General features: G+C 55.8%; 8 protein-coding genes. 6 read left to right on the top strand and 2 right to left on the bottom strand.

The window, feature by feature from the left end; genetic code table 11:
* The first annotated feature begins 181 nt into the window (after window positions 1-181).
* Window positions 182-358: a PDDEXK family nuclease gene (locus RC85_RS26945; protein ID WP_157593958.1), complete on the top strand. Its 177-nt coding sequence runs from the start codon at window positions 182-184 to the stop codon at window positions 356-358.
* Between the two features lie 462 nt (window positions 359-820).
* On the opposite strand, the gene RC85_RS17680 is transcribed toward RC85_RS26945, so the two are convergent.
* Window positions 821-1,381: a J domain-containing protein gene (locus tag RC85_RS17680; RefSeq protein ID WP_068265223.1), complete on the bottom strand. Its 561-nt coding sequence runs from the start codon at window positions 1,379-1,381 to the stop codon at window positions 821-823.
* Between the two features lie 271 nt (window positions 1,382-1,652).
* Between RC85_RS17680 and RC85_RS17685 the strand changes: the two genes are divergently transcribed.
* The 4 genes from RC85_RS17685 (at window position 1,653) to pheS (ending at window position 23,066) form a co-directional block, all read left to right on the top strand.
* On the top strand, window positions 1,653-21,137 hold the full coding sequence (locus tag RC85_RS17685) for a tandem-95 repeat protein (protein WP_068265225.1): 19,485 nt from the start codon (window positions 1,653-1,655) through the stop codon (window positions 21,135-21,137).
* Between the two features lie 111 nt (window positions 21,138-21,248).
* Complete coding sequence (rpmI, locus tag RC85_RS17690; protein ID WP_068265226.1) at window positions 21,249-21,470, top strand: 50S ribosomal protein L35; 222 nt, start codon at window positions 21,249-21,251, stop codon at window positions 21,468-21,470.
* Window positions 21,471-21,672: 202 nt separating this feature from the next.
* Complete coding sequence (gene rplT / locus RC85_RS17695) at window positions 21,673-22,038, top strand: 50S ribosomal protein L20 (protein WP_068265230.1); 366 nt, start codon at window positions 21,673-21,675, stop codon at window positions 22,036-22,038.
* A 5-nt stretch (window positions 22,039-22,043) separates the two neighbouring features.
* Entirely contained in the window at window positions 22,044-23,066 is a 1,023-nt protein-coding gene (gene pheS, locus RC85_RS17700) for a phenylalanine--tRNA ligase subunit alpha (RefSeq protein ID WP_068265232.1), read from the top strand.
* Between the two features lie 307 nt (window positions 23,067-23,373).
* Here the strand turns inward: pheS and RC85_RS17705 are convergent, their stop codons facing one another.
* Window positions 23,374-23,817, bottom strand: a complete 444-nt coding sequence (locus RC85_RS17705) for a YMGG-like glycine zipper-containing protein (RefSeq protein ID WP_068265234.1) — start codon at window positions 23,815-23,817, stop codon at window positions 23,374-23,376.
* A 1,053-nt stretch (window positions 23,818-24,870) separates the two neighbouring features.
* Between RC85_RS17705 and RC85_RS17710 the strand changes: the two genes are divergently transcribed.
* Entirely contained in the window at window positions 24,871-25,800 is a 930-nt protein-coding gene (locus RC85_RS17710; protein ID WP_068265236.1) for a phosphoribosylaminoimidazolesuccinocarboxamide synthase, read from the top strand.
* Window positions 25,801-26,071: the final 271 nt, after the last annotated feature.

A 26,071-nucleotide genomic window follows, 5' to 3' on the forward strand; every position in this document is an offset into this window, starting at 1 on the left:
TGGTCCAGTAAAACACGGATTAGTTCGTTTAGCCGCGTGGGCATCGCCCCGCGCGTTACGCCCCGCATGGACGCGCGGGGCGATGCCCACGCGGTTAAACGATTTAGAAACCCTTCACGGCGTTGGGTCAGCCCCTGAAAATCGAGAAGTCCGGTCAACGCACAGAACCCTGGTGGTAACGATGAGCGCAGCAGAACAACCCGGATTCGTCACTGTTGAAGAGTATCTGGCGGCCGAGGAGAAGGCGGCCACCAAGAGCGAATATAAAGACGGCTGGATTCGGGCAATGTCGGGTTCAATCCTTCGCCACAATGATATTGCAGGTAATTGTTTCGCATCGTTGCATGCATGGCAATGAGCGACATTTACGACGGGATCGAGTTTACGCCGATGACCGTGAAAGACATGATCGCCGAGTACGAGCATTCAAGCTGACGCCTAAACTGCTAAATCTTTGGTATTGACATAGTATTTTGAAATTCAAAATTTGTTCCGCTTTCAGTCCAATGCGGCCATTCGAATCGTCGGAGGCAACTCGATCGATTTCCGTTGCGGGCTTGTCCCGGCGGGATCAACGAATTTCGCTCGATCGCGCTCTCGATCGCGATGGGGGTAGCCAAGTCGTTAGCTCCGCCGGGACAAGCCCGCAACGGAGGCCTACGTGAAAGTACCCTCTCGAAGAACATCTGCGGTTAGGTAGCTCTCAGTTGCCGCTCCGTCCGGGGCAAGCCCGGCGGAAGCAGTCACCATCGCGATGAGAATGAAACCTGCGCAAACGACAACTGCTGCAACCCCAAACTTTTAGCGGCCCAGCTGACGCCTAAACCGCCGCTAGTCTTTCTGGTCGATGTCCCAGACGTAAGTTCTCCGAAGCCTGAGCGATGTTCATCGAATCGACCTGATCGATTCCGCCGGCGGTGATCGAAAACTGACCACTTTCTTCGCGGCCGACCCAGCCTTTTTCGCGGAAGTACCAGAGATGGAAATTGACCGTCTCGGCTGGGAACTTGACTAGCGTTTCGATCGTTCCGATCCCGATCCCGGGCTGCTTGAAATTGCGTTTTCGCTGGGCGTACAGCAATGACAGCAGCTCGAATCGCTGGATCGTGTCATCGCTAGAATTGCTGGCGGTCTCTTTCAATTCAGCGTTGGACTGTTTCTGTTGTTCGTAACGTGCGTCAAAGGCGGCCCGCCGCTGGGGGTCCCGCAGTGTGTCAAAGGCTTCGACTAACTGAGTGAAATAGACAACGTCATTTTGGTCCGAGACGTCCGGATGATGCTTCTTGGCCAGAAAGCGAAAAACTCGCTCGACAGTCGTGGAGCTAGCGTTGGGGCTTATTTCGAGAATTTCGTAGTGATCGATAAATTCTTCGGAAGACATTTTGGGCTCTGGCAGCGTTAAGAAAGCGGATTGTAAGGAAATCTAGGTCGCAAATCCTGGATCGGCCATCAGAAATGCGGTTCAGGATCGGAACTTTGCCGTCAAAGGCATCGTCCTAAGTTCCATTTGTCGCATTTTTCCCTGCAATCGTGCGTTCTCTTTGAATTTTTGCGGCGGCGAAGTACCCTCTAAGCTGGTCTAATCAGCGAGTTTTTGCCGATTTTTAGGCCGGACTTTTTCTCATTACCTTTCTTCATTGAATTGTCGACTCATGGCGTTTTTCCGACTCAGCAAGAAGTCTGATCGTTTTTCACAGAATCACACCACCGATAATTCATCGCCAAAACGAAAGCGAAAAACACTTCGCAGCTCAAAGATTTCGATGGATCGACAGAGCAAGGTCGAAACACTCGAACGCCGCGAATTGTTGGCCGCTGAAATCCTAAACGCGGATATCGTGCCCCACGGATTGTTCGCCGAGGGGACGCCTCAGTCGATCATCGATGCATGGGAAGCCAAGGCACACGCCAATCAGGCTGGGCATCACGATTTAGACGGCCCGCAACCGATTCTGTCGGGCACCCGCTGGCGCACGTCAGCGCTGGGAACCTCGCCCGACGAAGGTGACCCGATTGGGTTGACGTGGAGTATCGTTCCCGACGGCACCGACATCATTGATCCTCAAACCGGTGGAGTCGAAGGGACCAGCAATCTGGTCGGGTTCTTGGACAACATTTACGGCGGTGCTGCGATCGATGTGATCGCCAACAAACCGTGGTTTGAATTGTTCGAGCGTGTTTACGATTCTTGGGCTGACACGACTGGATTGTCATTTCAATACGAACCGTTCGACGATGGTGCACCGATGGCCGCGGGCCCCAGTGTCGGTGTTCTAGGCGTCCGCGGCGACATGCGAGTCAGCGGACGGGCCATTGACGGACCAGGCAACGTGTTGGCCTTCAATTACATTCCCTCCAATGGCGGTAACGGTGGTGCAGACGGCGACATGGTCGTTGATACCTCGGACACTTTTTACGCAAGAAACTCCGACGGACCAACGGGCCGAAACACAGGACTGCACAATGTGCTGGCACACGAAGTCGGGCACGGTCTAGGATTTTTGCACGTCGTTCCCGTCAACGGCACCAAGTTGATGGAGCCTATTATCAACCTTGGGTTCTACGGTCCTCAAGAAGACGACCTCTACAACGCGCATGCATTGTACGGCGATCGGTTGGAGTCCAATAACTCGATCGACCAACCGTTTGACCTGGGGCCGCTTCGAAACGAAGTCGCCGAGTTCACGGATCTGTCGATCAGCAACAACCTGGACGTTGACGTTTTCCGATTCGATGTGGCGATTCCAACCTTCATTTCAGGCAGCGTGCAGCCGACCGGTACTGAGTATTTAGAAGAGGGCCAGTTCGGTGACCCGGCGTCCACCTTGGTCAATCGTGCGGCCGAAAGCGATCTTGGGATTCGAGTGCTGGACGCGGACGGCAACGTGCTGCAGGCGATCAACAACACTGGATTGGGCAGCCCCGAAAGTCTGCCGGAAGTCGAATTGGCGACAGCGGGCACCTATTTCGTCGAAGTTTTCGGCGCTGGCGACACTCAGCTTTACGACTTGGCTCTTCGCGTCGGGCGACCTTTCGGGTTCGATCCGCAATCTGGTGACTTGCGTTTGATCAGCGTCAATCCAAGTGCGGAAGATCTATTCAGCCCCGATGACGTCAATGTGTTGCAGACTTCACCGTCGGAACTGACGCTGCGGTTCACTTCGGATTCGGCGATCGACGAAGCATCACTCGCCGGCGGCATTCGCATTAGCGGTGCAGGTGCAGACCAATTGCGTGGAACGCCTGACGATGTGGTGATCACACCGGGTTGGATCGGATTTGGTGAGAACGAACAAACCATTGTGGCTCGGTTCGCCGAACCACTTGCCGACAGCCGCTATCGCATTGAGGTGTTTGGGGCTGACATTGAATCCGAGGGCGTTACGGCGCTTCGCGAAAGTGATGGCGGGCTTTTTGTTCCGCGCGTCAACGGAACCGATCGTGATGCGATTGATTTTGAATTGGAACTCGGCGCGCGAGTGATCTCGGTCGTCCCTCAACCCGTCACACGAAACAGCGCGGGCGTCCTGACTCCGCAGCGAGAAACGATTCATGTTTACTTCGACGACAACGATCTATTTGCCAGTTTCGATCCCGCCGATCCCGGCACCGATTCGCTGGTAAATCCCGCTTTTTATCAACTGATTCGCACCGAGGATTCGGTTGAAAATACCGACGACCAGTTGCATTTGCCAATCTCGGTTCGCGCGGTCGAATTTGAAACGCAAACGGTTCCCGATCCCGTTAATCCCGGTGCGACGATCGATGTTCAGGTGCGAGTCAATCGCGTTGAATTGACGTTCCTGGATGACTTAGACGATTTGACAGGCGGCGGAGCGTACCGGCTTAAAATTGGCAGCAGCGAACCCGTCACCGTCGCTGGCGATCCCGACGACATTGCAACTCAATCTGAATTAGCCGACATCGGCGAACTCGCGTCCACGGCCGAAGTCTTGAACTTCGCTGGCGGAACCACCGTGATTGCATCGGGCGAGATTGTCAGTGACGGATTGCCTTTTGATTTCCCAGGTGCCAGTCCGCTGGAACCCGGCCATCGAAATATCGCAGAGGAAAGGCACCTCAACGCTATCGACGAAACAGGGCGGCTGACAACGCACTATTACAACTTCGCATTGAACCGACCGTTTTTGGTCACCGATGGTGTTGAGTACTTTACGTCGATCAACCCGCAACAAATGCAACGTGCTCGTGAATCATTTGCGTTGTGGGGACGCCGTACCGGAATTCAGTTTGTCGAAACTGATTCGGCCGTTCCACCGGACGGAAGCAGTCCGAACACGACCTTTGTGGTTGGCGATTTCGCGGCCGTCGGCAGCGTCAGTGAACCCGGTGGAACGATCGGATTGGGCGGCCCGGCGCAAGTGACGATGGACGCGGCTGAAACTTGGTTCGACGGGTATGGTCCTTCGACCGGACTTGGACAGTCGTTCTTTATCACAGCGCTTCACGAAATTGGGCATGCGATCGGACTTGGTCACGCTTACGAATTGCAACCATCAACCGTGATGGGCGGAGCCGACTTCTTCCCACGCGACACTGAAACAAACTTCCCCGGCGTCATTGATCGGTTACACGCCAATGTGATCCACCGACCGGACAATCGCGACGTCGATATGTATCGGTTCAATGTGCCCGATGGTGTTGGTGGGACGATTGACATCGAAGCGTTTGCCCAGCGGACGACCGGCGGCAGTCTGCTGGATACGCATATCGCATTGTTCCGTGACGATGGGGGAACGATCACACGAATCGCGGCCAATAACGATTCGTTCGGCACCGATTCTGCGCTCCGACTGGAACTTGGTTCTGGTGACTATTTGATTGGCGTTACCGCCAACGGAAACCAAGACTACGATCCTCAGCAGCCCGGCAGCGGGACAGGCGGAGATTCCGAGGGCAGTTATGACCTGCGCGTTTCGTTCCGCGAAACTGAGACCTCAACAATCCGCGACGCAGCCGGAACGGCCTTCGATGGCGACGCCGACGGAACACCCGGCGGCGCGTTCAATTACTTCTTCCGAGTAGCCGCTGAAAGCGACACCCTTTACGTCGATGCAAGCGCAGCCGACCCACCAGCGGGCACCGCCGGATCAGCTCTAACGCCGTTTAATGAGATCGATCAAGCGATCGCAGCGGCAACACCCGGGCAAACCGTTCGGATTGTTGGCAACGCCGGTGCCGACGGAATCATCGGGTTGGAACAGGATAATTTCTCAGCCGCCGCGGACAACTTTGCTTACGAAATCGGGCGTATCGATTCGATCAACACGACGCTTGACGACGGTCGAAACCTGATCGTGCCAGCCGGTGTCAATGTTGTCATTGATGCTGGTGCGATCCTGAAAATGTTCAACAGCCGCATCGCCGTGGGCAGTGTTCCCGGAGGCGTGGACGCGTCGGGCGGATCGCTGCAAGTTCTCGGGGTTCCGCACTTGCCAGTCTTTATCACCAGTCACAATGACACATCGATCGGATTGGAAGACGGAAACCTAGGCCTGGCGCCTTCGCCGGGCGATTACGGCGGGATCGACATTCGCAGCGGCATTGACCGCGCCGAAGGACGCTTCGACGCTGAACGCGAAGGGCTGTTCCTGAACAACATTTTCCAGACCGATATCCGTTACGGCGGTGCAGTGGTTCCGATCAACGGACAACTGGTCGCGGTCGATCCGATTCGATTGGATTCGGCAAGACCAACCTTGATCGGCAACCGAATCACCAGGAACTCTGGCGCGGCGGTCTCCGCTGACCCGGCTAGTTTTGAAGAAACACGCTTCACCGGATTGCGTTCGCAGCGTGATGCATCGTTCGTTCCTGATTACGACCGTGTCGGCCCAGTGATTTATGGTCAGCACATGGTCGATAATTCGGTCAACGGACTGCTGATCCGAATCGATACGGCGGCGGGAAGTACGCCTGAGGAATTGTTGGTTTCAGCGAGGTTTGATGACACTGAAATTGTTCACGTGCTCGGCGACAATCTTCTCATTCGGGGTAACCCCGCCGGTGCGATGACCCAGTCGCCCGCGACCGCGCCAGTTCTGACGAATTTATCAGCAGTTTCCGTTGCGGGTGTCAGCGGATTGGCTGCCGGCAGCTATCAGTACCACATCAGTTTTGTTGACGACAACGGTTTCGAGACGCCGCCATCATTGCCGACGACCAGCGTCACGGTTGTGGATGGACAATCGGTGCAGCTCAATGGCCTGCCTGTCGCGACGGGCGACTTCAGCAGCCGACGATTGTACCGTGTCAATCCCAATGGTAGCGTCGGCTTGGTCGCGGAACTGGATCGTAGCGACACCACGCACGTCGATTCCTCGGCCGATATTGGAACGGCACCGTTAACGTTGTCCCCCGAAGCGGTTCGAACACGTCTGGACGCTCGATTGCAAGTCGATCCCGGCGTGACGATTAAGAGCGATGATGTTCGTATCGAACTAGGTTTTGGTGCTGACTTGATTGCCGAAGGAACTGACGTTCGTCCCGTTGTCTTCACATCGCGATCGGATGACCGCTACGGTGCGGGCGGCACGTTTGACACGACCGGCAACGGCGAAACCTCCGGTGCTCCTGGACAATGGGCCGGTATCTACGCAAGACCCGACGCATCGCTTTCGATCGATCAGGCTGTGATCGCGTACGCTGGTGGTACGTCAACGGTTGAACAAACCACGGCCAGTTTCAATGCCATTGAAATCCGCCAAGCCGATGCGCGGATTGCGCACACGTTGTTTGAATCGAATGCCGGTGGCGATTCCGAATCGAACAACAACCGCAACCGCGGAACCAGGCTTGAAAATTCGTCTGCAGTGATTTACGTCGCGGGTGCGCAGCCGATCATCGTCGAAAACACTTTTGTCGGCACGGTCAGTGCCGGTGGCAACAGTACCGCTGCGATCGACATCAACACCAACGCGTTGACCGACACACCACTGAACGACCTAGGCCGTCAAACTGGCGACATCGATCTGGTCGAACATCCCATCAACGTTGGGCCGTTGATTCGCGGCAACCGGCTTGCCGAAGGAATCACCTACACCGCTGGTCTGCACATTCGACCCGAAATCGTTGCGACTGGTGTTGTCTTTGATGACACTGACATCACGCACGTTGTCAGCGGATCGATCGTCGATCCAAACTTGCACACCTTTGGCGGTTTGCAACTGCGATCCCGCGGCGGCGAATCGTTGGTCGTCAAGTTTGATACCACTGATGGCAGTCTACAGGCGGACGGTGCGCCGCTTGAAATCGAAGACCGTATCGGAGGCACCTTGCAGGTGTTGGGGCAGCCTGGGTTCCCCGTCGTGTTGACGTCGATTCACGATGATAGCGTCGGTGCGGGACTGACGCCCGACGGCTTGTCGCTGACCAATACCGGTGGCGACAGCGATCCCATCGCTGGTGATTACGAAGGCTTGTTGATTTCGCATTTCGCCAATGACCGCAACGTCGCCGCGATCGTGGAAAATGAATCCAGTGGCGGTGCCGAAGGCGATCCAAATTCAAATCCTGATCGTGCTCAATCGCTTGGCCGTTTAGCAAGCGGCGAAAAATCCAGTGACGAGAATCTGCGATTGGGATTTGTTGTCGATGGCGCGATTCAGTTCCCTGGTGATCAAGACGTCTATTCGTTCGTCGGGACCGCGGGGACCACGGTCTGGTTGGACATCGATCGCACCGATGAAACGCTCGACAGCGTGATCGAGATTATTGACGCATCCGGCAATGTTTTGGCGGCCAGCGACAACAGCACTGAAGAAATCGCCGACGGAGCGATTTCCAATCCAGGTTCGATTGGTGGACTGACACTTTCGCAAGATCCGTTAACGCCCCGCCACTCGATCAACGATGCCTACCGGGACCTCTACACGCTCAACACGCTTGACGCCGGGATGCGAGTCCAGTTGCCAGGTGCTGCGGGTAGTGCGGAACAGTATTTCGTTCGCGTCTCCGGTGCAAACGGCAGTTTCGGAATCTATGAACTGCAGGTTCGACTGCGTGAACTTGATGAATTCGCCGGTTCCACCGTTCGCTACGCCGACATCCGCTACGCATCAACCGGCATCAACCTGGAAGGCGGACCTGCTCATTCACCGCTGGTCGGTGAACTCCGTGACAACGGAAATGACGCCACGGTAGACCTTGGAAGTTTGGCTACTACCGAACGTGCCGTGATCAGCATTGCCGGAGAATTGGAGGATGCCATTGACGAGCGGACTTATCAGTTCAGCATCAGTCGCGCCGGATTGCAGACTGGCACGACAACCGCCTCGGGCATTACCGAACCAGGCGACTACATCGCGACCACCTTTGACATTGACTACGCCGACGGATTGGGACGCCCCGACACGACGATCTTGCTGTACAGCCGCGATGTTGAGGCAAACACTCGGACGTTGATCGCGGTCGCCAACGACAGCAACATTTCCTCGGACCGTCGCGACACAACCGAATCAGGCAGCGACCTGGATGACCTGTCTCGCGGCAGCGTCGGCAGCCGCGATGGTTTTCTTGGATCGATGGAATTGTTGGCCGGAGACTATGAAGTCGTTGTCACCGGTAACGCTCAAGTTCCAACCCAATTGCTTCAATCGCTGATCCCTTCGCCAACGAATCCGAACATCCGTTTGGAACCGCTTGGCAATATCGCACGAATTGCCGAAGACCGCTTTGACGGACCTGGTGGTGACAACGACGACATTCCACGCAACACCGTCGATACGACGGGTTTTTTGGGCAATTCACCCGTACAAGTGGTGTTGCAAGGCGAAGAGAACGCGATTCCGTTCTCGCTCGGTGACGTCACCCTGTTCGTGATCGAAGGTTCGCGTCCTAACAATTCGGCGCGAGTCGGATCGATTGATCCGCAAGTCGGTGTCCGTGATGCGTTGTACACAACGGACCAAAATCCGCTGGGTGATATTGCTCAAAGTCCCGATGGATTTGTTTACGCATCTTCGGCCGGAACTCGTAATACAGAAAACGTGAACGATGCCAATGCCGGGAACTTCTTCCGACTCAACGAGGACGGTCAAACCGTCGAATCGGTCGGCAACACGGGGCTGCTTACGTTTGAAGGCTTCGTCAACAATGGCAACAACGCAGTCGGTCGCCAACAATCTGTGGCAGGCGGACGAATCGGCAACGGGCATGTGATGTCGGCGTTGACCTATCAAGTCAGCGGAGCGAACAGGCAGAACCTTGCACTGTTTGGCGTCAGTTCGTTGGGTAATGGCAGGGACACCTACACGTCGGTAACGGTCGGTGGAGCCAACGGAAACGTCAACGGTTTAGTTCCCGACACCCCAGCGACCAACTTCCTATGGCGATTGAACCCTGAAACCGGTGCAGCGATCAGCGCCGCGCCCGGTGGTCAAGAACGTCAAGGTGATTCCCGAGCCCAAGGTGCCGGTACCGCTCAGATCGAAATCGGTCGAATTGAAACCAGCCCAGGTGCGATCGTCACCGGGATCGCGGATGTGGATGGAACACTTTTCGCCGTGACAACGCTCGGCGAATTGATTTCAATTGCCGGGATCACGCACAACACCAACAATCCAGGCGCAGGCAATACCCCTGCTAGTAATCGTAACCTTCCTGAAAACTTGATCGGTGCCCCGGTGGCGACGATCATCGACCCGGTTACCGATCAACCCGTCGTCTTCACGTCGCTGGATGCTGGTCCAAGAAACATCACGGACCCAACGAGTGGTTTGCCGCTTTCCAATTTCCTGTTTGCGACCGACGACGCCGGTCAAATGTACGTGTTTGACACCAGCGGCGTTCTGCAACCGTTGTTGCAACGCGGTTTGTCGCAGCAACAAACCCAAGCTGTAGACCCCGTCGGAATTGCGTTCAGTAATCTGGATGTCAACCTGTTCCACCGAACCGTAGAACGCGGCGGCGATGCTGGCCACGGCGCACCAGCGACTCATGACCAAACGCGAATGGACGCCGAAGCCGGACAAACGAGTCTGTTCTTTGGATACGAGCTACCTGGCGGTCCAGACGACAATACTCAGCTCGGCGACTGGGAAGGTCAGTTTGCGAGCGATCGCGCCCTGAAACCGATCCCCAACATGCCCAACAACAGGCGTCCCAGCTACGACTTTGCCGGTGGTGCTCACGGCAACATCGAAAGCTTTGGCTTCGACCTAGCCGATTACGGTGCGGACGATGAACCAACATTGTACTTCAACTACTTCCTCGACACCGAAGACGCCGAAGGCAACATCAACGGTGGTCAAAGCCGTGACAGCGTTCGCGTTTTTGTCGCCAGCGAAGAACGTCAAACCTGGACGTTAGTCGCAACGAATAATTCGCGGAATGCAGGGACGCTGGCGGACACCGGTGGCGGAAACTTTGACGAATTCGATCGCGGTGAATCAAGGTACACTCAGGATGAAAACGGTGAAGGTGAAGCCTATCAAACGCGCGAATTGTTTGACGCGGCCCAGTGGCGACAAGCACGAGTGCCGTTGCAACCGTGGGCCGGAGACAATGACGTTCGAATTCGTATCGAGTTCAACTCGGCTGGCGAATCCGAACGCAACGTTGCCGAATTACGAGCCGTTGACGCTCGAGTGCTGCTGGAAGGAATTGCCGGTGCTGAACCGAATCGATCGTTCATGATCACCGAAGACGACCTTGCGGGAACCTTTGGCGGAGCAACGACGACGACGTTTGAATTTGATTTCGGTTTGGTGCTGCGTACGGCGGCCGGTTCGTCGATCACCAATGGTGATTCGTTCACGCTTGCCCCAACCAACGGCGCGGCTCCGACGACGTTTACGTTCTTGCAACTAGACGGTTCAAGCCCGGTTTCGTTCGATGCACTGGATACCGCTGCGGATGTCGGCGTTGAATTGGTTGCGGCAATCGAAGCAGCCGGTTTGACCGTGACGCCCGACGCTGTCGATCCGGAATTCCTTGATATCACCGATGCCGACGGGAACGTTGTCACGGTGGCGTCAAACAACGCGGCAATCATTGATGGTGTTCGGGTGGAACTGATCGACGGGGCATCGCTTGCCTCTGGCGATACGTTGACCCTGACCGTGGCCGATCCTGAAATCGATCCGATCACGTTGGTGTTCGCAAGCAGCACCGACATTCCCTACGAAGCCACCGATACGGCGGGCGCGGTCGCTGCAAGCGCTGCAACGGTGCTGGAAAACGCTGGCTACACATCAGTCATCGATTCATCCAACACCTCTCGCATCCAAATTACGGCGTCCGATGCGTTGGCAGTGACGACGGCTGTTGGAAACGACACCACGATCGCCAGTTCCGTCGCGGATTTGACCGATGGAACCATCATCACTCCGGTCCCCGGGACCGATTTGATCGAAGGCGACACGCTGGAAATTACTGATTCAGTTTCTTTGGAAACAACGACATTCGTTTTCCGTGACAACGATGTTCTGGCGGTCGAGTTCGATGGTGCAACCATCGCCGACACCGTTGATGACGCCGAAACGGTCGCCGCCAATTTGGTAGGCGGGTTTGTCGCTGGCGATTTGTTGGCCGAAGTTGATCTCGTTGACGCAAGCGTGTTTGGCTTTGTTGATGCTGACGGAAACTCGGTTCAGGTCGCCTTGGCGTCAAATAATCTCAGTGCAGTGCAAAGTCTGATTAGCGTTTCTGACGCGGCGCAGCTCAGCGAAGGCGACTTGTTGACGTTGACGCCATCGCTTGGCGGGGCACCGATTGTGTTCCGTTACACTGACACCGCTAATCTGAACGTGGTGTTTGATCCAGCCGGCACGGATGCAGACGCGGTCTCGGATCTGGTCGATGCGATCAACTTGCAGATTCCTGGTGCCGCCACGATCGGCACAGGTGATGGAACAACCGTTGTGATCAGCGATCCAGCAGTGGATGATTTCCAGTTGGTCGATCCCACTGGTGTTTTGTTGACCGATGTGTTGACGCTGGGCGATGGAGCGTCGATTGCCAATGGAGACACCTTTACCCTGAACTCGGTCGCCGGTCCGACGACCTTTACATTCCGCGATGTCGCCCCCGATCCGTTGCTGGATACCGACATCGTCTACGACCCAGCCAGCGGTGCTGGTGCCGTCGCAACCGCCGTATCAGACGCGATCAATGCAGCCGGATTTACGGCAACCGCGAACGCTGTTTCGGCTTCTTCCATTACCGTTGTCGATGGCGACGGAAATCCAGTGTTCTTGGATGCTGAAACCACGACGGTAAACCTGGGCGGCTTCTTGCTTAACGCAGTGCCAGTCGGTGGTGAGGAAATCACACTGTCATCGGGTGCCGGAGATCAAACGCTCGTGTTCCAACCTGGAACAGAGATTTTGATTCCGTTCACCGTTGGCGATGACGCGGCCACGATCGCAGCAGCAACCGCAGCGGCAATCGATGCAACAGTCGAACTGTCGGCCTCGGTGGATCTCGGTGATGCGAATCGGGTGGAATTATCCGATGCCGATGGGACACTGATTTCGGCGGTCGCGAGTGACAATGTCTTGCTTACCACTTCCTTCCGCGCCGTCGATGGCGCGGGACTTGTCGATGGTGACACAATCACCGTCACACTTCCCCCAGTGGTTCCCGCCGACCCGGATCTGCCACCCGTTCCGGCCCCACTGCCGGTGACGATTGTCTTGCGAGACACCGACATCAACTCGGTCTTCTTCAACGCCACCGATACCAGTGGTGAAGTCGGTGTCGCGATCGGCCAAGCCTTGCTTGCCGCCGGATTCACGATGACCGTCGCTGCATCGGAGAATGCCTTGACGCCGACCGAAGTCTCGTTGATTTCGGGTGGAGTGGCCGTTGTCGACGCATTTGGCGTGGACCCATCTTCGGTTCGGATTCCGATTGGAATCAATGACGTTGCCACAGACGTTCAGCTTGCCATGCAAATGGCGATCGCAGACGAATTTACCGCTGACGATGCAGTTGCAAACCTGAACCAGTTCCCGTTGGCTCGTCAATCAGTGCGTCTGTTTGGCTTCACGATCAACGATCCAGGTTCGCTCGGGTATTTCCAGAATCCAACCAACATTATCCCGGCTGCAGAACCGGATACCGATAATCCGTTGACGGGACTTTTCGTGGATGCGATCACGGGGTTGCCCGTCGCGACGCCTCACCCGGGCTTGGACAGCGGTGTCTATCCCGAGCTTAATGAAACCGGATTTGGTAACTCGTTGGCTGATTCGCTTCGGACTTCCGGCCGTCGTGCGTCGAACAACACAAGCGAAGGTTTCTACTTAGACGATTTGATTATCGGTTTTGCCGAACGTGGCGAACTGGTTCACGATGCCACCCCCGGCAACCAATTGTCGCTCAATCCGCTGCATGAACAAGAGATCAATATCGGTGGCAGGGTCACTGACTTGCCCGATCAAGGTGCATTCCAGCTAGAGGTTCGTTTGTCGGTTGATACGGTCGCTCCCATTGGCGGTACTGACTCTGAACGAATTCGAAACTTCGATACCAACGACATCATTGGTCGCGGTCTGTCCTTCGATTTCGTCCGGACCAATGGTGCGGATATTTCGGACGGTGCAGTGATCACTTTGTCCGATGGAAACGACATCGCTCGATTCGAATTTGACAACCTGGATGATGGAGTCGGCAGTGGCGTGGCAACGGGAGCGATTCCGGTCTCGTTCACCAGCGACATGACGTCGATCGAAATTGCGACGGTGGTTCGTGATGCAATTAATTCACCAGCGGCCCAATCAATTTTGGACATCACTGCGTTCTCGCCTGATGGCTCAACAACGACTGGCGTTGGAACCTCGGACACCTTCTTACTTTCGGGTTTGGTGTCTTCCGACCTCACCGGTGGACTCGATTTTGCTCCCGCGATTCCAACGCTTTTCAGCTTCGTGTTTGGGACAGAGTTTGAAAACGCGGGCACCGCGACCGGCGATGAGAATCGGTTCCGCGATCAAGGCCAGATCATCATCGAAAACACGTTCATCTCAAGCTCATCCAGCTTCGGAATTGAGTCCACTTTTGAACGCGCCAACCAAGCCGACACTCCGTTGGACATCGGCGCAACCCAACCGCTGCCAGGCGCTACGCGAGCGTTCCCGACGCCTAACCCGCAAAACTTGGTGCCGGGCCCGGTTTTGCGTAACAACGTGCTGTTCAATAACACCGGTGGCGGAATTCGAGTGTCGGGCGACACTAGCAATGGAAACCTTCCCGCTGCCGCTCCATTTGTTCGCGTGATCAACAATACGATCGTCGACAATGGATTCGGAATTGCCATATCGACGGGGGCTGCCCCGACGCTGCTAAATAACGCAGTTGTTGGCAACACCGTCGGAATCTTTGCTGACAATTCCGTCAACGCGGCGGAGATTTTCAACACTCTTTACGGAGACAATGGCACTAACGTCTTTGGTGTCGGACTTGGCGGTGTTCCCCAAATCGCTGGTGGCGATCAAGTGTTCGTCGATCGAACCGGTGACAATTTCTACCCATCGATCGGTTCGCAGTTGATCGACAACGGAAACGCGGCTCAGGGGGATCGTCTAGGTTTGCGAACACTTCGTGGATCACTCGGGATCGCTGAATCGCCGATCTTGGCACCCGCGACCGACATTACCGGTTTCACACGTGCCGACGATGGCGACCCAGCGACCGGCGGTGGTGTGGGCAGCAGCGTCTTCATCGATATCGGTGCGTTCGACCGAGTCGATCGCGTTGGACCATCAGCTCGTTTGATCACGCCGCTAGACAACGATGCGTTGGGTGCAGACCAAGACGGATTGCCGACGATCGTTCAACTATCCAGCGGCACGTTGGATGAATTCGTGATCCGCCTAGAAGACATTCGCGGTGCCGGGATTGATGATTCAACCGTCGGTCCCGATCGCATCACCGTGACTCAGGACGGCCGCGTCTTGGCGTCAGGTGTGGATTACACGTTTGCTTATTCAGCAACCGACAATACGATCATCTTGACTCCGACTAGCGGCATCTGGACGCCTGGTTCCGCCTACGAAATCACGCTCAGCAATCGCGATCGCACTGGATTGCAATTGCAATCTGGCGACCAAATCGATGATGGCGAAACGTTCAGCATCATCGACAACGATGGCACCGAGGTTGAATTTGAATTCGATGGCGGGTTGGCGTTTCGGTTCAATGATGTTGCCAACGATGGCGACATCATTCGTTTCACCAGTGGTCCGACCATTCAAATTGAATTCGATATTGATGGCGACCTCGATCCCGCCACCACCGATGTAATCGCGATCGATCCCGCCGACAATGCGGAATCGTTGTCAGTAAAACTTGCCAACCTACTTCGCAACGGCGACTTTGGTTTTGATACTGCCGTCTCGCTAAACGGCGATCTGGCTTCCATCACCTTTGATCCTGATGTGGACGCCGAAGTGGTTTCGACAACCGTCGAAGTTGCCAGCCGAGCAGGCGTGGCGGATGGTTCAGTTGCTGTACCGTACCTTCCAACCGCAGATTTCAGTGCGGAATCGACGGCAGGCTCACTGATCGCTGCGATCTCCAATTCGGACTTGAATGCTTCGGCGTTCACGCCCGGTGGCGGACAAGTGTTTGTCGATAATGTCGCGTCAGTCACCAATTTGGTGTCGGCCGATGTCGGTGCGATCGTTGACTTGGCCGGGAACGACTTGCAAGCCAACCGTGTCAATCGCGAAACACAATTCACGATCTTGTTGCCAGGAACCCAGCTTGATTTTGGTGACGCCGATACGAGCTTCCCAACCTTGGTCGCCGACAACGGCGCTCGTCACACCATCGCAGCGGGTGCCCCAAGGTTCGGTACGTTTATCGATTCGGAATTGAACAGTCGCCGCTTGAATGGCGGGACAGATGACGCTGGTTTGGTTGTCGTTGGCAACGGCACCGGCGGATTGACTGTCACAACAATCGACGACGGAATTGAATTGGTTGTCGATACCACGGTTCGACCGGGCGACACCGTCACGATCGACCTTGGTGGTGGTGAGCTACGCGTTTTTGAATTGGTGTTGGCTGGCAACGCGCCAACCAATCCTGCAAACGTACCCGTGCTGTTGGTCCCCAACAGTGTTGGTGTCTCGGCAAGTGCATTGGCCGTTCGTACCGCTGAACGACTCGCATCAGTCATCACCGAAAATCTGTCTCAGTCCGTCGGTGGTGCTTTGCCACCGGCCACATCGGTTCAGTACGTCCGCGAAACCGAACGCTTACAGGTCGTGTCCGTGGACGACGAAGACGGCGTGCTGATCTTCGGTTCCGGATCGTTTGCCGGCATGTTCATTGATCCCGAATTTGATTCGATGGGTGGAACGGTCGCGGCAAGCGAAGAGGTTCTGAACTTCTTGAATCCAAACGCGACCAACGGCGTCTTCCTGGCATTGGATGTTCAGGGCAACGGCCTGGTCGATGCCTGGATTGACTTCAACGATGACGACGACTTCGATGACGTTGGCGAACAAGTGTTGTTCAACCAGCCAGTCATCGACGGCGATTCCAACCGCGTTCAGATCATCACGCCAGCGAACGTTAGTTTGCCTAGCGGTGGATCGAAAGAGGTCGCGGCCCGGTTCCGCATCAGCAGTACGGGTAACCAGACGCCTGATGGATTGACGATTGGTGGCGAAGTCGAAGACTACACGGTCACCATCATCGACGCTCCGTTGCCGCAAGCCGTTTCTGCTTCGTACACGATCAACGAAGACAACATCGGCAATGATCCACTGGATACAACGGCCTTCCCGCTTCAATATCCACCATTAACGACCGACACGTCGGCATTCACCAACGTTCGCTACGTCGTCGCACGCGATACAACGTTCGGCACCTTGAATTTGACCGACACAGGCGAATTCACTTACCAGCCTCGTGAGGATTTCTTTGGCACCGATACCTTCACGTATCAGGTGATCGGAAACGTCAACGTTGACGGCACCATTTTACCGGTGCGTAGTGAACTGGCGACGGTTGCGATCACGGTCAACCCCGTCAACGACGCGCCGTCGGCATTGGTGCAAGTGATTCAGGGCATCGAAGACCAAGACCTGTCGTTCACGGCTGACGATCTTTTGGACGGAGCGTTACCGCAGGACGATGCGGATGTTCGAATCAGCCCGTTTGACGAACAGGAACAAACACTGTCGGTGATCAACATCAACGTGTTGGACGAAACGGGAGTGATGGTTCCTGTCTTGGATTTGACGGATCCAACCGACCCGTTCTCAATCAGCGAAGGCTCGGTCCAACGCGAGGTCTATATCGAAGTCACCGCGGGCGTCTTTGAGCCTTTCGGAACGTTGACCGTCGATGTGGCAACCGATTCCGTGACTGGGGTTACCGAAGTTTCCGAGCTAACCTTTGCACCGGAGATCCAGGTGGATTCTGGTGAATTGGATGTCGATGGAAATCCAATCTTTGATGTCGTGCGTTTGGACAATTACAACCGAACCAGTCCAGCACCGGTTCCGTTTGAATATGTCGTCGCCGACAATGGACAAACGACCTTGCCCGACGGTACCGACGCGACCGAGTCAGTGACTCCGGAAATCATTACTCAAACGGCAACGATTGAACTGCTTGAACGAAACGATGCCCCTGTCGCTGGCAACGATGTGATCATCGCCGTGGAAGATCCCGTGGGCGGATTCGTGATCGATCACGCAATGATTTTAGGAAACGATACTGCGGGTGCCAAAGCGGACGCCGAAGGTCGCAATGCGTCGATCGACGAAAACAACGGCACCACGGACATCACGCTCAGTATGCCTGTCCTGATCGACAATCCGGCCTTCGCCAGCCCTGACCCGACCGTGTCTGTATTTACTTCTGGTTTCGGAGTGGTTTCGTACAACCCAGCCGACCCGACTCAGTTCATCTACACACCAAGGCCCGATTTCTACGGCATCGATTCGTTTGTTTACTCGATCACCGATAACGGCAACAACGTTTCGTTGGACGGCAGCGGTGCTGAGATCAATACCCCCAGCATGCTGACAACGACGGCAACCGTCGTGCTGGATGTGCGTCCCCAAAATGATGCACCGTTTACGCCGAACAAGCCAACGGCTGCACAAGCGCTGACTGGTGTGTTCACGACGACCGAAGACCCCGCGACGCCGCTTATCATTACCGCCAATTCGTTGACAGAAGGATCGTTCGGACATGCGGCTCCAGCGTTCTTCGGGGCACCGCAGAACGAATCCAACCAAACTTTCTTTGTCAGCGGAGTGTTTGACAAGGATGACAATGAGATCACGATCGCCGAAGTCGGCGACCCGGCCGATCCCGATACGTTTGAATCGCCGTCGGGAACGTTCCGCCCGTTCTTCAATGCGACAGCCGGACCTTTGTTCGGACATTTGATTCGCGTCGAGTACACGCCGGCGGACGATTTTAACTCGGCCCAAGATTTGGGTGCGGGCCTGGTCAGCGTGCCTGACACGTTCGCGTTCACACTTAGCGATGACGGCATTAGCATCGACCAACGACCCAGCGTTGACCTCAACGGCAATCCCTTCGGTGATTACCCAATTGAACCAGCGTCGATCAAGGCAACGGTTGCGATCACGGTCACGCCGGTCAACGACGCACCGGCATTGGGCGACGATACGGTTGACGCTGTGGAAGACGTTCAGTTGCTAATTCCGTTTGCGACCATTTCAGCAAACGATTCGGTTGGGCCAGCCGACGAAGTCGATGGAACCAATGATGGCGTTTTAACCTATTCACAATCGCCAATCACAACGACCGCTGGCGGCATCGTCAACTTCCTGGCCAATGGCGACCTAAGCTACACGCCACCCGCTGAATTCAGCGGTGAAGACACTTTTGTTTACTCGGCGACCGACCAGGGCGTGACCGTGGGCGGCGATGGCAACCGAGCAAGCGATCCTCGATCGTCAACCGGGACAGTGACTGTCAATGTTGCCGCATTGAACGATCCGCCAACGATTGATCAGATCGAAGATTTGACATTGCTTGAGGGCGAAGTCGGCCGGGTTGCGACGATTTCTGGAATCAGTGCCGGTGGCGGTGAAAACCAAATGCTACGCGTCACAGCAACTTCGTCCGCACCATCTCCGTTTGATGCGTTGACGCCGGTCTACACCAGCCCGAATGAAGTCGCGACGATTCCGCTAACACCGCGGCCGTTTGAATCGGGCACCACCGTCGTCACCGTAACCGTGACTGACGCCGGATTTGACGGAATCTTTGACACCGCCGACGACGCCTCAACTTCACTTGACATTAACGTCAACGTTTTGGAGGTCAACGATGCACCGACGATCGATGCGATTGACGACTTCAGCGTGACCGAAAACGACACAGTGTTGCCCGTCGATCTAACAGGCATCTCCGCCGGTCCTCAGGAAACTCAGCCGTTGGCGATCACCGTCACCAGCAGCAACCAATCGCTGGTGCGTAACGAAGACATTGTGGTCGACTACACCGACCCCGATACCACGGGCAGCTTTACCTATTCGCTTCTGCCCGACCGGGCTGGCACGACCACATTGACGGTCACGCTAACCGATGGTGGGCTGGACGGCGATTTGGCGACCGCTGGTGATAACGGCGTGACGACCGAAACGATTACGTTATCGGTCATCAACATCGTCAATATCCCGGAACCTGCGGACGACGCGTTTGACAGCGACGAAGACTTGGCAGTCATCATTGATAGCGATCAATTGACCGACAACGACTTCGCACCGGACTTGGCGCCAGGCGAATCGTTGAGCGTGATTTTGGATGCTGACAACCCAGACGACGCGACGCAAACGATCACAACGACACTTGGTGCGACGGTGACCCTGAACACAGCGACCGGTGAACTGACTTATGACCCGGTCACTGCAACGCAGCTTCAGGCTCTTGCACCGGGCGAATTTGTCGAAGACAGCTTCACCTACTTTGTCAACGATGGAACGTTGTCGGCACCTTTGCCATCGGCAACCGTTCGGATGTCGATCGAAGGCATCAATGACGCACCGACCGTCGTCGATGACGTCATCGGTTCGCCACCGTTGCCAGCGAATCCGTCCACGTTGGCACCGTTATTGGTTCGTCCATTGGCGAACGACAGCGACGTTGATGGAACGCTTGACATCAATTCGTTGATCGTCACCGAAGAACCGTTGTTCGGATCCGTTTCCAGACGATTGGTGGACGATGGCAACGGAAACCAAGTCGTTGAACTCGCCTATTCGCCGTTCGTTCAGTTTGCTGGAACGGATTCGTTCAAGTACACGGTCTCAGATGATCTGGGGCAACAGAGTGTGGAAGCGACGATCGAAATCCGACCATCAATGGCTCCCGTCACCGGCCCCGATATCGGCGGTGGTGTTGCAGCGGATGGAATCACCATTAACGTGCTTGCGAACGATGTTCCTGTTGTTGGCAGCCTGGATTTATCTTCGTTGATGATTTCCAGGGCTGCGAATAACGGAGTCGCGACTGCAAACTCCGATGGAACCGTTGGTTATGTTCCCAACCCTGGGTTCGTTGGAACCGATTCGTTCCAGTACACGGTCGCGGACAGCGAAGGCAACGTCAGCGAACCGGTCACGGTCGTCGTCAACGCAACCGCCAACGGGATGCAAAACCCCGTCCGCTTTGCCGACGTTGATGCCAACGGCCGCGTGGAAGCGTTCGACGCGTTGTTGATCATCAACCGACTCGATCGGGCGAGTTCCAACCGGGTTCCGGTCGATAGTGCTGATCGAGGCCCGAATTTCTTCGACGTCAACGGCAGCGGCGACATCACAGCGTTCGATGCATTGATGGTGATCAATAACATTGGTCGTCCAGCACCGATTTTTGAAGGCGAATCAATACAAGAACCAACGTTGGTTGCACCTTCGACTTCGCTGCCATCGGTGGCCTTGCCAAACCAGTCGGATGATCGTTTGGACGCACCCGTGGGGCTAGCGATCGATCCAGGCCTGCAAGTATCGAAACAGGTTAGCACTGATTCAGTTGCCCCTGGTCAGAACACCCCCAGCGGCGACGTTGTTGACGATTCGCTGGTCGATTTGCTGGCCCAGGATGCTGGTTCGGAAGCGTTTGACGAAATTTCTGAAGAATCAGCAACCGATTTGGCCTTCAAGTTGCTCCGTTAGGACTTCCCAAGCGGACGCTAGTTCGGTAACATCCGCGATTCAATTGAACTTAGTGACTTGACGGACGATCCCAGACTGCTGGGATCTGTCCAGTTATCTACGAGCAGGAAAATGACCAAAGCCAAGGCAAAGACGAAAATGAAGACGCACAAGGGAACCAAGAAACGGTTCCGCTTGTCCGCGAGTGGGAAGGCAATGCACCGCAGCAGCGGTACAAGCCACCTGGCACAAGCCATTTCCGCAAAGCGTCGTCGCAACCTGCGTGGCACGACTTCGGTCGACAAGTGCATGGAAGCGACCATCAAAGCCGCTCTGAACGGCTACAGCAGCTAGAGAAGCAGCAGTTAGCTATTAGCGATTAGCCATTAGCTTTTCCCCGAACACGATCCCCCCCAAAGCTAAAAGCTGATAGCTAATCGCTAAAGGCTAATAGCTAATTACATCCCTTCGGTTGGGCAAAACTTCGGCGTCGGCATTGCTTGCCTTCGGTCGGGGCCTGAATCGGAAACACAAAAGAAATTGCAGGATTTGATCGATGCGTACCACTACCGGTTCAGCCAGACATAAGTCAAAGAAACGTCTATTCAAGCGAGCCAAGGGCTTCCGCGGTGGACGTGGTACTTTGATTCGCAGTGTCAAAGAAACCCTGCTTCGCAGTGGTGCCTACGCGTTCCGCGATCGCCGCGTCCGCAAACGCGATTTCCGCAAGCTGTGGATCATCCGAATCAACGCTGCCGCTCGTCAGCATGATCTTCGGTACAGCGAATTCATTTACGGCCTGAAATTGGCCGGAATTGAACTGGATCGTAAAACGCTTTCCGAAATGGCGATCACCGATGCAGCAGGCTTTACCGAAGTCTGTAACAAGGTCAAGGAATCGCTCGCCGCCAAGGCTGCTTAGCGAATATGTCGCTCGACAATTTTCTCGCCACACTCGATAAGCTCGAAGGCGAAGCCAAGGATGCGTTTGAAAATGCGGCCGATTCAGAAGCATTGGAATCGGTTCGCGTTCAGTTTTTAGGTGCCAAAAAAGGCGCTCTCAAAGACGTTCAAAAGCAGATGGGCGGCATCGACAAAGATGACCGCAAAGCGGCCGGAATGCGATTGAATGCGTTCAAGTCGAGCGTTCAAGACGCGTTCGAACAAACCGCTGCCAGACTAGGCGGTGGTGGATCCGATGGCGTCGATCCCACATTCGATCCGACGTTGCCAGGCGTGCGTCCGGAACTGGGGCACGTCCATCCGATCACGCAAACGATCAACCACTTGATGGAAATCATGGGGCGGATGGGGTTCAGTGCCGCCGAAGGCCCCGAGGTCGAAGATCCGTGGCATAACTTTGTCGCGCTGAACATTCCCGAGGACCATCCGGCTCGCGATCCGCTCGATAATTTCTATCTATCGACTGCCGAAGCCGCCGCCGGTTCCGAAGGCAGTCAGTTGCTTCGCAGCCAGACCAGCACGGTTCAAATCCGTGTGATGGAAAAGCAAGCTCCACCGATCCGAATCATTTCGCTGGGCCGTGTTTATCGTCCCGACGCACCCGACGCGACGCACTTCCCGATGTTTCATCAAATGGAAGGCCTGTACGTCGATAAGCACGTCACGATGGCGAACTTAAAAACGGTGCTGCGAGTCTTCGCGACCAATTACCTAGGCGATGATGTCGAGATTCGTTTTCGACCGTCGTTTTTCCCTTTCACCGAACCAAGCGTCGAAGTCGATTTCTATTGGAACGGTGCGTGGATCGAATTTGGTGGTGCGGGAATGGTCGATCCAGCGGTTTTCTCCGCCGTCGGCTACGACCCCGACGAAGTGTCCGGATTCGCATTCGGTCTTGGCGTCGAACGCCTCTGCATGCGACGCCACGGAATCACCGACATCCGCGATCTGTACAGCGGCGACCTGCGGTTTCTAAGCCAATTTTAGCGGCCCGCGCCTGCTAACGCAGACCGGATTCATTCCGTTTTTTCTGGCCTTATGGTCGGCCTTGTGGTCGGCCTTGTCGTAGGCCGTAGCGAGCGGAGCGAGTTACGGCACTGACGCGCAGGCCCGTACAGGTCGCCCGTACAGGCGGCCCGCGCCCGCCCGCCGTAACTCGCTCCACTCGCTACGGCCTACTTTGGAATAGCGAAACGATTTCCCAACCAGAATAGAAAAAGGTGACGGGGGATTTATTCAAAACGATGAATATGCCCCGTCACCTTTTCGCGTCACCTTTTCAGGCTCTTATGAACTAACGGCAACCGCGACGGTAGACGCCGTAGCTGGGTCGTCCATAGAAACCGCGACCGCCGAAGTTGCTGACACCGAAGCCGCGATTGAATTGCGGTTGTGGCACTCCAAAGCCGGCACGGTAAAACGATCGCTGCGGAGCAAAGTTGCTATGGCCGCGAAACTGATTGCCATAGAACCGGTTGCCGCCATAGAACTGGTTGCCATAGAAGCGAGCGTCTCTCTGGCTGCCAATCGCTCGGCCAGCGACTCCGCCGACCAAGCCGCCAATCACGGCCCCGCCCAACGCATTGTTGCGACGGTCGCCGATCACGCCGCCAATGACCGCGCCGGCGAGTGCACCAGTGCGAGTGCCTCGTTGTGTGAAATTCTGAGCTTCAGCCAACGAGGGGATCGACATTGCGGCGACTGCGGCGATGGCGATGGTAAGTTTGTAGTGAGACATTTCTGAGTCCTTGGAAATGGGAAAAGGGGGGAAACAGCTTTAGTCTTTGCAACGCCTGTGCCAAACCCAAAAAACCGCGTAAAACACGTGAAACCGATCGCTGAGCCGATCTCGCAGCCTCGACGCGCAGTCAAAGTGATCTCAACCTGTTGCGAGATTGAGACAACATTGACGTCAAAGTCTCCGCCGGCGGCATGAAAGCTCGTCGATTAAAGTGGCCCACAACAAGCAAGCGGCCGCCCAGTTCAGGAGCCTAAGGACCGTCGGAACAATAAGTGGCGTAGCGAAACTCGCCAAGAGTTTCGGCAGTTCGACAAACCGAAAGTCTTGGCGACTTTCGCTACCAATTTTCCCGCCACTAATTGTTCCGGCGGTCCTAAGCTCTGCCACCGGTCCAGGTTCTGCTAGGCCCAGAGGGCCGACAGCCCAATGCCGGTGGCGCAGCCACCGGTGTCCCACTATCCATGTCGTCCAGGCCCAGCGGGCCGACAGCCCAATGCCGGTGGCGCAGCCACCGGTGTCCCACTATCCATATCGTCCAGGCCCAGCGGGCCGACAGCCCAATGCCGGTGGCGCAGCCACCGGTGTCCCACTATCCATGTCGTTCAGGCCCAGCGGGCCGACAGCCCAATGCCGGTGGCGCAGCCACCGGTGTCCCACTATCCATATCGTTCAGGCCCAGCGGGCCGACAGCCCAATGCCGGTGGCGCAGCCACCGGTGTCTCACTATCCATATCGTTCAGGCCCAGCGGGCCGACAGCCCAATGCCGGTGGCGCAGCCACCGGTTTCCCACTATCCATGTCGTCCAGGCCCAGCGGGCCGACAGCCCAATGCCGGTGGCGCAGCCACCGGTGTCCCACTATCCGTATCGTTCAGGCCCAGCGGGCCGACAGCCCGATGCCGAGCTTCCGTCTCACCGGATCTAAGCCGGACGCGCGCTATCGCGCGGCCGGCTGATCATGTCGGAAAAAGCGATCTGCCACACTCGAAAAAACGCTGTCTCGTTAGGATCTACTTGTCGGGACCAGCCCGCTTTGGCACACTTGTCGGCCATGAACGCTAAACCAAATTCGCAATACCAGAACGACAACCATTACCAGTTTGATACGGCTGGCGCGTTGCTGACCACGCAACTGCCGCTACCACGCCGCAGCGGTAAGGTGCGTGATGTCTACGACCTTGGTGACCGGCTGTTGATTGTCAGCACCGATCGGATCAGCGCCTTCGACTATATTTTGCCCTCTGGGATTCCAGAAAAAGGGCGATTGCTGACGGCGATGAGCGAGTTTTGGTTCAACCTTTTAGACGTTCGCCATCACCTGATTTCCAGCGAAGTTCCCAGCGACTTGCCGTCATCGATTGACACAGCACCGCTGGTCGGCCGCGTGATGGTGACCGAAAAAGCGTCCGTGGTTCCGTTTGAATGCGTCGTTCGTGGTTACTTGGAAGGCAGCGGCCTACGCGAGTACAACGATACCGGCGAGATTTGCGGCAACAAACTTCCAGCCGGTTTAAAGCAGTGCGACCGGTTGCCGAGTCCGATCTTTACGCCGGCAACCAAAGCCGAAGAAGGACACGATGAAAATGTCACGATCGGTCGCATGATCGCTGACGTCGGCAGCGACTTGGCCTTGGATTTGCGAAACCGCAGCCTGTCGATCTACGCGGCCGCTTGCCAGCACGCTGAATCAAAAGGCATTCTTATCGCCGACACCAAGTTTGAATTCGGAATGGTCGGCGATGAAGTCGTGCTGATCGACGAAGTCCTCACCCCAGACAGTTCAAGATTCTGGGCAGCCGATACCTATCAGCCAGGCCAAGCTCAACCTTCGTTCGATAAACAGTTTGTTCGCGAATGGTTGTCGTCGTGTGGTTGGGACAAACAAAGCGATCCACCGATGTTGCCTGCTGAAATCATTAAAAAGACCAGTGCGAAATACATCGACGCCTACCAACGAATCAGCGGACATTCGTTCGCGTGAGACATCGAAGTAGGTTTTCAATGGTCGTGGAACGGCCTAAGCAGGTTTGGGTTTAATCGATACGCCGAAGTCATTGGTGAGCCGCTGGCCGTAAGGCACTCTTTGGGGCCACCGGGCAATGCGGTAGGGCCCGGGCGCCGTGAAGAGATTTGGTCCCGGAAAAAACGTGTTAGTTCGTTTAGCCGCGTGGGCATCGCCCCGCGCGTTCGGGCCAGCACGACGCGCGGGGCGATGCCCACGCGGTTAAACGGTTTAGAAACCCTTCACGGCG

Source organism: Rubripirellula obstinata, assembly GCF_001642955.1.
In the GTDB taxonomy this organism is placed as follows: domain Bacteria; phylum Planctomycetota; class Planctomycetia; order Pirellulales; family Pirellulaceae; genus Rubripirellula; species Rubripirellula obstinata.